Source organism: Commensalibacter papalotli (ex Servin-Garciduenas et al. 2014) (assembly GCF_000527695.1).
GTDB classification, from domain to species: domain Bacteria; phylum Pseudomonadota; class Alphaproteobacteria; order Acetobacterales; family Acetobacteraceae; genus Commensalibacter; species Commensalibacter papalotli.
On the sequence record NZ_ATSX01000001.1, the window covers coordinates 751,785 to 763,823 of the forward strand.

General features: G+C 34.3%; 11 protein-coding genes. 2 read left to right on the forward strand and 9 right to left on the reverse strand.

The window, feature by feature from the left end; translation table 11 throughout:
* Nucleotides 1-8: 8 nt before the first annotated feature.
* The 3 genes from COMX_RS03360 to dusB are packed head-to-tail and all read right to left on the reverse strand — an operon-like array spanning nucleotide 9 to nucleotide 3,536.
* The gene (locus tag COMX_RS03360) at nucleotides 9-1,388 is read right to left on the reverse strand and encodes a sigma-54-dependent Fis family transcriptional regulator (RefSeq protein ID WP_034336978.1); all 1,380 of its coding nucleotides are present in this window, start codon (nucleotides 1,386-1,388) and stop codon (nucleotides 9-11) included.
* Between the two features lie 19 nt (nucleotides 1,389-1,407).
* On the reverse strand, nucleotides 1,408-2,490 hold the full coding sequence (locus COMX_RS03365) for a two-component system sensor histidine kinase NtrB (RefSeq protein WP_034336980.1): 1,083 nt from the start codon (nucleotides 2,488-2,490) through the stop codon (nucleotides 1,408-1,410).
* An 11-nt stretch (nucleotides 2,491-2,501) separates the two neighbouring features.
* The gene (gene dusB, locus COMX_RS03370) at nucleotides 2,502-3,536 is read right to left on the reverse strand and encodes a tRNA dihydrouridine synthase DusB (protein ID WP_034336982.1); all 1,035 of its coding nucleotides are present in this window, start codon (nucleotides 3,534-3,536) and stop codon (nucleotides 2,502-2,504) included.
* Nucleotides 3,537-3,666: 130 nt separating this feature from the next.
* Between dusB and COMX_RS03375 the strand changes: the two genes are divergently transcribed.
* Entirely contained in the window at nucleotides 3,667-4,827 is a 1,161-nt protein-coding gene (locus tag COMX_RS03375; RefSeq protein ID WP_034336984.1) for a bifunctional 2-C-methyl-D-erythritol 4-phosphate cytidylyltransferase/2-C-methyl-D-erythritol 2,4-cyclodiphosphate synthase, read from the forward strand.
* A 49-nt stretch (nucleotides 4,828-4,876) separates the two neighbouring features.
* Here COMX_RS03375 and COMX_RS03380 read toward each other — a convergent pair whose 3' ends face one another.
* The 6 genes from COMX_RS03380 to COMX_RS03405 form a co-directional block, all read right to left on the reverse strand.
* Complete coding sequence (locus tag COMX_RS03380) at nucleotides 4,877-5,662, reverse strand: DUF3050 domain-containing protein (RefSeq protein WP_034336987.1); 786 nt, start codon at nucleotides 5,660-5,662, stop codon at nucleotides 4,877-4,879.
* Nucleotides 5,663-5,772: 110 nt separating this feature from the next.
* Complete coding sequence (locus COMX_RS03385) at nucleotides 5,773-6,498, reverse strand: ATP12 family chaperone protein (RefSeq protein WP_034336990.1); 726 nt, start codon at nucleotides 6,496-6,498, stop codon at nucleotides 5,773-5,775.
* Between the two features lie 30 nt (nucleotides 6,499-6,528).
* Nucleotides 6,529-8,700, reverse strand: a complete 2,172-nt coding sequence (locus tag COMX_RS03390; protein ID WP_034336994.1) for an AsmA family protein — start codon at nucleotides 8,698-8,700, stop codon at nucleotides 6,529-6,531.
* Nucleotides 8,697-9,674 carry an RluA family pseudouridine synthase gene (locus COMX_RS03395; protein WP_034336996.1) on the reverse strand — a complete coding sequence of 326 codons (978 nt, stop codon included), beginning with the start codon at nucleotides 9,672-9,674 and terminating at the stop codon, nucleotides 8,697-8,699. Before COMX_RS03395 ends, COMX_RS03390 begins: the two co-directional genes overlap by 4 nt.
* Entirely contained in the window at nucleotides 9,671-11,005 is a 1,335-nt protein-coding gene (locus tag COMX_RS03400; RefSeq protein WP_034336999.1) for a replication-associated recombination protein A, read from the reverse strand. Before COMX_RS03400 ends, COMX_RS03395 begins: the two co-directional genes overlap by 4 nt.
* Nucleotides 11,006-11,062: 57 nt before the next feature.
* The gene (locus COMX_RS03405) at nucleotides 11,063-11,323 is read right to left on the reverse strand and encodes a hypothetical protein (protein ID WP_235176750.1); all 261 of its coding nucleotides are present in this window, start codon (nucleotides 11,321-11,323) and stop codon (nucleotides 11,063-11,065) included.
* Nucleotides 11,324-11,655: 332 nt separating this feature from the next.
* Between COMX_RS03405 and COMX_RS03410 the strand changes: the two genes are divergently transcribed.
* Nucleotides 11,656-12,027, forward strand: a complete 372-nt coding sequence (locus COMX_RS03410; protein WP_034337002.1) for a hypothetical protein — start codon at nucleotides 11,656-11,658, stop codon at nucleotides 12,025-12,027.
* The last annotated feature ends 12 nt before the right edge of the window (nucleotides 12,028-12,039 follow it).

Below are 12,039 nucleotides of genomic sequence, written 5' to 3' on the forward strand. Positions count from 1 at the left end.
TAGACACATTAAGCCTTTATTTTGATATATGTAATATTAAAATCTTTAATTTTTTTTCGTAATGTATTTCGGTTAATACCTAAAATAGCAGCAGCTTTGATTTGATTACCTTCCGTTTCAATTAAAGTTTGCTCTATTAGTGGTTTTTCAACTTCAGCAACCATTTGACCATATAATTTATTAATTGGTAAGCCTTTATTTTCAAAAAAATAACGTCGAATGTGATCTTCAATAAATACAGACAAAGATAAAGTTTCGGATTGTTTTTTCTGAGACAATTTTTTTTGTAGACTTTTGGTGATCAAATCATCTTGTATCAATTGATTTGGATATAATGCAGCCAAGCGTACAACCAAATTTCGTAACTCACGAATATTACCTGGCCAGTGATAAGTTTTTAAAAGATTAATAGATTGTTCTGTTAATGTTGTAGAACTTGAATTTTCTTGTAAAAAATATTGGATTAATAAAGGAATATCTTCAGCACGATCCTTTAGTGGGGGCATGTACACGGGAATAATATTCAAACAATAATATAAATCTTCTCTAAATTTTTGATTCTGTACCAATGTGAATAAATCTTGGCGTGTAGATGCTATAATCCTCGTTGATAATTTCGAACCTTTACTATTATCTTTTAAAATTCTGATTAAACGTGTTTGAACTTCAATTGGCATTTCTCCTATTTCATCTAAAAATAGAGTGCCTTGAGCTGCTTGTGTTAAATATCCTGGTTGATAATTATCTGTATCTTCATTTCCAAATAGCTTATTTTCAATTTCACTGGCAGACATAGCCGTAATATTCAAGGATATAAAAGGATAATTTCGTCGATTGCCATAATGATGCAAAGTTTTTGCAACAGCTTCTTTACCTGTACCACTTTCCCCAGAAATAATGACGCTTAGATCAGAATTGATTAGGCGTGCAATCATACGATAAATATTTTGCATTACAGCAGATTTGCCAACCAGTGGTAGTGCTTCGGTAATTTCTGATTGTTTATTTACATTATTAGAAAGCGTTAACGCTTGTTGAACAGCATTAAGAAGTTTATCTAAGTCAAATGGTTTAGGTAAATATTCAAAAACACTTTCTTTTTCAGCTTGTAAAGCCGTTGATAAAGTTGAAAGCGCACTGATAATAATAATCGGTAAATCTGGATTAATCTCTTTAATCTTTGGGATGACTTCAAAAACATTTTTATCTGGCATTGAAACATCAGTAATAATGACGTCTCCTTTTCCAGCACAAACCCATTGCCATAACTCTGTAGCATTATCGGTCAGTTCTACATTATATTTTGCACGGTTCAATGCTTGCTTTAGGACGGTGCGAATAGAACGATCATCGTCGGCAACAAGAATTGTTGGAGCGTTTTGAAACATTATTAAAAATATCCAGGAGTTAAAAACCAGTAAGTGGTAAAAATATTTTTATATCAGTTTTACCTTTTTGGCTATGAATATCAATGATTCCTCCATGATCATTAATGATTTTTCCACAAAGTGCCAATCCTAATCCTGTTCCATTAGGTCGACTGCTGACAAAGGGCTCAAATAAACGTTGTTTGATAGAATCTGAAATGCCAGGACCATTATCACGAATAATGATCATCATAGGCAATGTTACTCTTTTTTTAGCTTTGGAAATATTCATAACCAAATGAGGTTCATATCCAATAATAAGCGTAATCTCTCCATCCTTACGCGTTGTACCAATAGCTTCAGCCGCATTTTTAATGAGATTAATAAAAACTTGGATTAATTGATCTTTATCAGCTTTTATCAATGGCAAAGAAGGATCATAAATAGTTTTGATAGGTATAGTGGAGGCAAATCCATTTTCAGCTATTTTTTTTACGTGTGCTAATACAGAGTAAATATTAACATCACTAATTTGCAAAGTTCGATTATAAAAAACGCCTGTTCGATCAACTAGGTTCTTAATTCTCTCGACCTCATTACAAATTAAGGTTGTAAGCTCTTTATCATTTTCATTTAAAGAATTCTCTAGTAATTGAGCAGCTCCTTTTATACCAGAGAGTGGATTTTTTATTTCGTGAGCAAGCAAAGCAGCCATATTTGCTACACTTCTAGAAACTTTATGGAAGCTTTCTTTTTCTTCAATTGTTTTAACAATTGAATAATCATGAAGACTGATCGTTATATAGTTTTCATTATTAATAAAAGGCGCAATATATAATGTTATTGGTTTAATGATCTGATTGTAAGTAAAAATATCGACTTCATATTCAACAATAGCCCTTTTTTTTGCTTTTACTTTTTTTATAAGGTCGGCAACGTCATAGGCTTTGGGGAAGAATGAGTAGAGAGAATATTGATGAAGGTTTTTTCTCGAAATCATTAAAAAATCTTCAGCAGCACCATTCATATATAAGATATTGTATTGATCATTTGCCACAATCAAAGGGGTTGGCAAGGATTCAATAATATCATAGCCATTCGAATCTTTAAGAGGTTCTTGCATTTTCACAAATATTAATGAAGTAAAGCTTCTTGTTGATGTTGAATATTTTGATCGTAAAAGGTCTGAATAGCTGTAATCACGTCTTCAGGATTATCCATTTGATTGATTGATGCCCTAAAAGCAGCCGAACCATGTAATCCAGCTGAATACCATGAAATATGTTTGCGTGATAATCTGACCCCGGAACGATCACCGTAATAAGATAACATACTGTTATAATGTTTTAATAAAATCTCTTTTTGTGCTGGCAAAGAAGGATCATCAAGGATTTCATGATGCGTAAAATAATGTCTTAATTGTGCAAGGAACCAAGGTTTTCCGTAACATCCCCTCCCAACCATTAAGCCATCTGCTCCAGACTGTTGAAGTGCGATTGTTGCTGTTTCAATATCAATAATATCTCCATTCACAATGATAGGAATAGAAACAGCTTCTTTGACGCTACGAATGAAAGCCCAATCGGCAGAACCACGATAAAGTTGTTGTCGAGTGCGACCATGAATCGTCACCATTTTAACTCCACAATCTTCCGCAATTTTCGAAAGTGCTGGCGCATTCAAAGATTGTTGATCCCACCCCATACGCATTTTCAGGGTCACTGGCACGTTAACTGCTTTGACAACAGCTTTTAAAATAGTTGCTGCTTTTTCTTCGTCCTGCATCAATGCTGAACCTGCTTGTTGACCAACAGCTACTTTTTTAACAGGGCAACCAAAATTAATATCAATGATATTTGCCCCATGATCCACAGCGATTCTAGCAGCTTCGGCCATTGCTGTGGGATCAGAACCTGCCAATTGTGTAGAATTTAAACCATCTGTAAGAGGCTCAGCCATTTGTAAAGTTGTTTTGTTTTCTCGAATAAGCGCCCAAGATGCAATCATTTCAGAAACGACCAGCCCTGCTCCGAATTCTTTTACCAATTTACGAAAAGGATAATCCGTTACCCCAGCCATAGGGGCAAGAATAATGGGAACATCTATAATTTTATCTTTGTCTAAACAAATTGGTTTTAATACAGGAATAGTTTTAGTAGAAATGGTCACAATCTTTTGCTTTCTTTACAATCACCTGGCAACATTATCATAATAGCTCTATTATTCAATCTTGAATAAAAGCTTATTCTTAAATAAAAACACTTAGTAAAATCTTCAATAAGTTGGATATCTTAATTTTATGCGTATAGCCCTTATTATCCTCGCAGCCGGTGTAGGAAAACGTTTCAATAAAGATGGAACTGTGCCAAAGCAATATATTCATTTGCTGGGGCACCCTGTCATTTATCATGCCACAAAAGCTTTTTTACCTCACGTAACTTGTATTCAACCCGTTGGTGATCCCGATCAACTTTTATCTATTTTGGCACCTTTAAATAGTAACAAAATTTTACCTCCTATTATAGGTGGCGCCGAACGTCAAGACAGTGTTCGTGCAGGATTAGAAGCTCTAGCGAAGTTACCTGCTGAGAAGCAACCTGATATTGTGTTAGTTCACGACGGGGCCAGACCTAATATTTCTACCGATATTATTCTAAGAGTTGTTGAGGCTTTAAAAGATTACCCAGCAGCTATTCCTGCTATTCCTGTAGCAGAAACCTTAAAACGAAATAAAGATCAGTTCATAGAAGAAACTGTTTCTAGGGATAATTTATACAGGGCACAAACCCCTCAAGGGTTTCAGTTTCAGCCTTTCTTGACAATTCATAGGCAGGCCGCGGGTTCCAGCGCAACAGATGATGCTGCATTATTTGAAAATGTTGGTCTAAAGGTTGCTATAGTTCAAGGGGATGAAAATAATATAAAACTTACCTATCAGGAAGATTTAAAAAGACTGGAATGTTTAATGAGTAATATGATGTTACCCAGAGTTGGTGCTGGATTTGATGTGCACGCTTTTGAAAAAGGACGTCCTCTTCATTTATGTGGTATAGAGGTTCCTCATGAATTTGGGCTGGCTGGTCACTCTGATGCAGACGTTGGTTTACATGCATTGTGTGATGCAATTTATGGTGCCTTGGCAGAAGGAGACATTGGGGCTCATTTTCCACCATCTGATAATCAATGGAAAAATGCAGATAGTAAACAATTTTTAATTCATGCAGGTGAACGTGTACGCATACGTGGAGGAAAGATTATTAATATTGATCTAACTTTGATTTGTGAACGTCCCAAAATGCGCCCATATATTGATCAAATGCGCGAAAAAGTGGCAGAGCTTTTGCAAATTGAATTTTCTCGTGTTTCCGTAAAAGCAACAACAACTGAAAAACTTGGTTTTACAGGTAGAGAAGAAGGTATTGCTTGTCAGGCAATGACGAGTATTTTGTTACCAGAATAAACATGAGTAAGTAAGGTTTATTAAAAAACCTTACTACTTTATTTAAAAGTTATATTTTAGCGACACCAGCGGTTAAATCTGTATAGATTCCATCCCATAGATTAATTCGATGTTGAACAGCAGCTATGGCACTTTTTAATAAGGAGATATATTTTTCTGGGTTATCTTTTAAGTTGGAAATGATACTATTGACGGCTGGACCATGAGAATCGCCATCAAGTTCAATATGTCTGACTAAATAATACACAAATTTAGGATAATCTTCCTCTTTTAATCCCCATTCCTTTAGTAAATTACTAAACATTTCAGGAATAGCATCTTCTCGGCCATAAAAAAAAGAGCCAAGAACTTCATCTATGCTGCCATTTATGGCTGTATTTAAATTATGGGTTACAAATTGTTTGACGTAATCAGGAATGTCTTGTTTAGCAACGATTTCGTTGAAATTCCCTTTTGGATTTTTTTCAAAATCACTTACCATAGTAAGAACTTGTTTAGGATCTGCTTGAACATCTTTCATCGCATGTAAATACATTTCGTAATGAGAGGCGTGTGTTCCATCAAGGTTAACATCAGTTTCTTCGCCAAGAATAATATCATTCATAGCTCTTGCTGCTTTATTATTGCTTTTAGGAGTCCAAGGAATGGTTACGCATGTAAATTCTTGTTGCAGACGTTTTGCAAGGCTCATAAAGTCCCAAACAGCAAAAACATGATATTTCATGAAATAACGTAAATCATCAATTGTTTTAATATAGCTAAACAACTTATGATTTCTCATTTTATGATTAGCTTCTTTGAGTTCAGCTTCGTATGTTGAAATTTTATTTGACATCTTGTTTCTTCTTAAAAAATCTTATTTCTTTGTTCTAAAAACATACATTCTTAGTAGAATTATACTACTTTGAAAATGTCATAAATAAAATATATTTTTATTGTGAAATATTAATTTTTAGAAATTTTTAAAAACTCGAAAGAATCAATTAAATCTGCATTAATTTTCTTTAATCTTTCTTGTTGTTCTGTATCTTTTCCCCAAATTTCCGCCTGAATGGTTTCGTCAAGATAAGCATATTTAAAAGCTTGTTGTGTATTAATTTTACCTTCTTTTAAAGCAATAGTTAAAATCATACTTCCTAATAAAGGGATAGTAATAGCAAAAAAAGTTAACTCTGCATCATCAAGTTGCAAAAGGTAACGTTCAAAAATATTAATGACCTCTGGTTGTTGATTGATTGGCATGATTCCAGGTTGAATCTTTAGCTTGATTTGAAATTTATCCTCTATCCATTTTATCAAAGGAATCCATTTTTCTTGCTGTTGCACAATAAGTTTTTTGGGAGTTTCAGCATGATAACATAATAAATCCCCATTGACGTATGGCAGCAAAGCTTGAATATAAATTTGGCGATCAGGTGCAACTTTTTCAATCATTGTTCCTGTAATTTGGGTCATTGGTAAATCATCAAAAGAGAATGTATCGCCTTTTTTAGCCCCTGCTTTTCCCCATTCTTCAGCAATTTTTTCTGCTAATACATGATTTTGAACAAAAAGCTCTGTTTTTTTAGGTAATTTTACGGGACGTTTATCTAATAAAATTTGATATCCCATATCATTATGAACAATACTCACAGTTTCCCAAAAGCGACGTAATTTAATAACTTCACTCATAATGATATCTTATCCTTCTTAAACATTTACTTATTTTTTCAGAGAAATCCCCAAAGGGTTTCTAGCCTTATCCAATGCGTCCTTACAATAATTTGTAGGAACTACTGATTTTGTTAATGCATTGATATTCAGAGAAAAAACCTTATTTTTATTCTTATCAAAAGTTGTATAAGGTTTTGAAAGCGTTCCCCCCACCCGTATGGGTGCAGAAGCACTGATCGCTCCCAGACGAATATCAGGAGTAAAGTGGAGATTTAATTTTTGATCAGGAATATTCAAATCACCTTGTCCATTCAGCGCAAATTGATTGGTTTGTAAGGTTAATGTATCAAAATATAATATTTCAGGATTAATCTGCGCACGAACTGCCAGACATTGAGTTGCCAAAGATTCTTTTAAGGGCAAAGTTGAAGCCGCTTGGCCAATATAATGTTTAAGACCTTCTGCTTCTAACTTGCCGTCTGTTCCCAGCAATCCCAATTTTCCTGTGATATTATTTTTCCATTCTTGCCAATCATAACCTTTACTGAAGAAATCTCCCATAATAGTCACTTGTCCTGTATAGACATTGGCAATAGCAAAATATGCTTCCATCCATTTCATAGGAAATGAAGATGGTTTTAGGTTAATAGTTATTGTTGGAGGGGCTTGCTTTATAGAATATAAAATATTTCCTTTGAAATTACTCACATTATTAGCAAGTTGAAACTGCGTTAAAGCAAGCTCTTTATTTTTCCAAGCAACATTAGTAGAGAAATTATCGAAATGAAATTGATTAACTTTGATACTATTACTAGTTAACTTGCCATTTGTATAAATATTATACAAATCCTCGTTGGACATATGCATAAAAAAAGATAATATTAGTGGAAATGAAGCTGTAATTTTTCCTGTATATTTAATATTTTGAGCATTAATATCTCCTATTCCTTTAAAGTAATTATTATATTTTAAAAGATTTAGATTAACATCTAATGATGGTGTATTACCGCCTATATTTCCGTTTAATTCGAGATTATAATTGGCAGAGGTCAATTTTCCTGATACTGAAAGCATTTTTTTAGTTTGAAAGAAAAAGTTATTTTGTAAAGATCTTAATGATCCCAAATCTCCTGACCAGCGAAACATAGTGCCATATAATTGACCTGTAATCTGAGTATTGACATTACTATTTAAATCATTGGCAATGATTTCAGTGCTGGTAAGTTGTAAATCAGCAGGCAAAAAATCTGCTTTTATTTTACCAGTATGAAGTTGTAGCTGATTAATTTGGGGTTTAGCCACTGGATCATTATCAGAAGCAACATCTTTAATAGCCGTACTCAAGGTTATATTTTCAATAGAAGGTAAATTCGCATGAGGTAAAAGTTGGTTCAAATCATTTAGATTTAAAATAGTTCCTCGCAGTGTAATATCATATCCTTTTATTTGAACGAGATTTTTCAAAGTCCCACTGACACGTAAACTGCCAATATTTTGCTTGCGAATATACTGCGTTAAATTGACTTGAAATTTAACGGGTTGCGAAACAATCCCTTCATTTTCTAACAACTCATCAAAATGACTTACCCTGCCAGAAATAGTAAAGTCAGCATGATGATGTGAACCATTAATGTTAAATTTAACTTTATTTGATTCAAGCTGATTCAGCTCTGCTTGAGTAAATATAAGATGTGCATTTTTGTGGGTATAAGCATCATCATACCAACATTCCACATTTAAAAGTTGTACGTTGTTAAACTGCCATTTCCATTTACGTCGAGATACTTTATTTGCATCTATTGCAGAAATATCTTTTGGCTTTTCAATAGATTGTAAATCCCAATTTTTCTTTCCTTGTGCATCACGCTCCAGATATATTTTAACATCTGATAGCTCAATGGTTTGAAAATGTATTTTTTTCTGCCACAGAGACCATATATTTAAATCAGCTTTTAAATGACCTGCGGTAATAAAATCAGGGTTTTTACCATTCGGCATGTTGGACAAGGTTATCTGAGAAGCTTGGATTTCTGGCCAAGGGAAAATATGAATATCTAGATTAGTAAGAGTTAATTTTCGCCCTGTCTGTTTTTCGACATTCGAATACAGTTGTTCTAAGATCATTTTGCGATCAACAAAATGATCCAATGCGAACAAACTACCCCCTATTAAGCAGAATATAATTCCACAACTTCCAAGAATAACCTTTTTTTTATTCATTTTTTAGTCCGAATAGCTGTTTTTTCTGTTGGGATCACAAACCCTAAATGCTCAAATGTTTCTTTCATATGCTCAGGCAAAGGTGCCTCTATAACTAACCTTCCCCCTGACGGATGAGGCATATCTAGGGCACGCGCATGAAGATGTAGTTTCTGAGAAAAACCATCCATAAAAGGCATTTCTTTATTATATTTTTTATCACCTAGAATAGGCGTTTTCATTTCTGCACAATGAACACGCAGCTGATGCATACGCCCTGTTAAAGGATAAAGTTCAACCAAAGCAAGCTTTCTGGCGGCAAAATCTTTAACTTCGTACTCTGTAATGGCACGTTGTGCTTCTTTATTTTTAGCATCAGCGGCCTCTATATGAGAACCATTTTGGTATTCTACTTTTAACAAAGGTAAATCAATACGGCCACTGAGTGGTGAAGGTCGACGCGTTGTAATCGCCCAATAGGTTTTTTTCATCTCCCTACTTCTGAAAGCTGCTGAGAGTTTAGCAGCAGAAGCTGGGTGGCGTGCTATCAACAATAGTCCAGAAGTATCTTTATCAAGACGATGTACCAAAGAAGGGCGATATTTACTGTCAAATTGTAAAGCTTCTAATATTCCATCAATATGACTGGTAACGTTACTGCCACCTTGTACAGCTATGCCAGAAGGTTTATTGATAACAAACAAATCATCGTCTTGATAAATAATCCATTCTTTTAATTGTTTTGCTAGTTTAGGATCAACTTGTTGAGGTTGCTTGGCTTTTTCATGATCAATCTCAACGATTGGAAAACGAACGATCTCACCTTCTTTTAAATGTGTTGCGGCTTGAACTCGTTTTCCATCGACACGAATTTGTCCTGTACGACATAATTTTTGGATTACGCCTTGGGTGATATTAGGATTTTGCCGTTTGATCCAACGATCTAGTCTAACATCGCCATCTTCTTTTAAAATTGAAATATGTAAAATTTTCATACAGAACGCTTTTTTCTTAGTTGATTCCAGTGAGACAATCGTTGAGCAATAGTATCCTCTACGCCACGATTAGTCGGTGTGTAAAATTGTTGAGGTTGCATTTCATCAGGAAAATAATTTTGACCAGAAAAGCCCTCTTCAGTATCATGATCATACTCATATCCTTTTCCATATCCTAAATCCTTCATCATATTTGTTGGAGCATTCAAAATATGTGCAGGGGGCATAAAGCTTCCAGTTTTTTTAGCAATCGCTCTTACTTCGTTATATGCCTTGTAAACAGCATTAGATTTGGGAGCTGTTGCTAAATATACAACCAATTCTGCTAAAGCAACCTCACCCTCAGGCGTACCAAGACGTTCATATGTTTCCCACGCTGCAATTGCAAGGGTTAATGCATTAGGTGATGCAAGTCCTACATCTTCAGCTGCAAAACGAGTTAACCTGCGCGCAATATATCTGGGATCTTCTCCACCCTCTAACATTCGAGCAAACCAGTATAAAGCAGCATCAGGATCAGAGCCCCTTAATGATTTATGCAAAGCTGAAATTAGATTATAATGTCCATCACGGTTACGGTCATATAAAGTAGCCCTGCGGCTCAGGATACGTGTTAAATCTTTACTATCTAGAATTGTATTCTTAGCATGTAAAATAATTTGTTCAACCATATTTAATAAATAACGACCATCTCCATCAGCCATAGAAATTAAATCATTACGTGCATTTTTAGATAAAGGAAGTTGACGATCTAATTGCTGCTCTGCACGAGACAAAAGTAAACTAAGAGCCTGTTCATCTAACCTGCGTAAAACTAAAATCTGACAACGTGAAAGCAAAGCACTGTTCAAAGTAAAAGACGGGTTCTCTGTTGTCGCACCAATAAGGATGATCGTACCATCCTCTACAACAGGCAAAAAGCCATCTTGTTGTGCACGGTTAAAGCGATGGATTTCATCAACAAATAATAAAGTGCCTTTACCAGAGTGATTGCGAAACCGTTTCGCTTCATCAAAAGCCTTTTTTAAATCGCTAACCCCTGAGAAAATAGCTGATATTTGAAGGAAATGCAGATCTGTTTCATGAGCAAGAATACGTGCAATTGTTGTTTTTCCAGTGCCTGGGTTTCCCCATAAAATTAAACTTGATAAAGTATGATGTCCTAACATATTCGTTAAGATACCATCAGGGCCCAACAAATGATCCTGACCAATCACTTCATTTAAAGTTTTCGGACGTAAAGCATCAGCCAAAGGGGATTTTTCTTTGGCTGTACCATTAACAGATATAGATTGTTTTTCTGAATCAGTATCAGATGCGAATAAATCCATTGAAAAGTTATCCGTATCTGATTACAAAGAAATTAAAAATATTCATCAACGAAATAATTATTTTGCGTGAACATTTCCGTAAGAAGCAGCCCCAAGACCAGGACAACTACAAGGAGATCCCAAAGGAACAGGATAAGGAGTATTACAAGAATATGCTCCTGCTTTACAAGCTGTACCATATCCAGCTTTTGATTCTGTTCCAGGAGGCACTGGCGTGCCAGCTGTTCCAGTACAAGCTGCTAGTAATAAAAGAGAGCCTAGTAATGAGGATTTAATCCCGAAAATGGCTGCCTTTTTTTTATTTTTATTCATAGACATTTTATACTCCATTAATAATCAAATCTTTAACTATTTGCGATAAAACAAGATACCATATAATTCTTAGCTTTAAATAAAAGATTTTTCAAATTTGTATGTCTTTTTTAAAGTGCATGCAAAAGTTATCCACAATTTCGGGGATAAGCTTGAGGAATAGTCTGTGTATGATATAAGGATAGTAATAGGATAGAATGTATAAAATTAAAGAAAGTTATACAAACTTTTAATATGACACATTTTTTTACAAAACAAAAAACTGAATAATAAAAGTTTTATAGTTTCCATTTTTATTTTGATATAATATTGAGTAATCATTACATAGGGATATTTATGTGAAAAAAGCTATATGTCTAAGTATATTTTTAAGCTCAAGCATAATTGTATGTTCTGCTTTTGCTCAGTCAAATGATGAAAAAGCGATTAGCTTTTTAGATAAACATTTGCAAACAATGTTCAAAGTTTTGAATTCCAAACCTGAGACAATCAGTCCAACATGTATGGATAGTTTAAAAAAACTACATAATTTAAAAGAACAATTAACAAAAGCCCCCAATACCCAAAGAGATATTAATCTCGCTATATTAAGAGCGCTATATTCGAATTCTATACAATTTTGCGAAACAGATGTTCAAGCGATTTGTAGTAAACGAGCAGAACCTTCTGTAAGGATTATATGTAAAGAAATATCCAGTCAAAATAATTAGGAGGAAAAGACT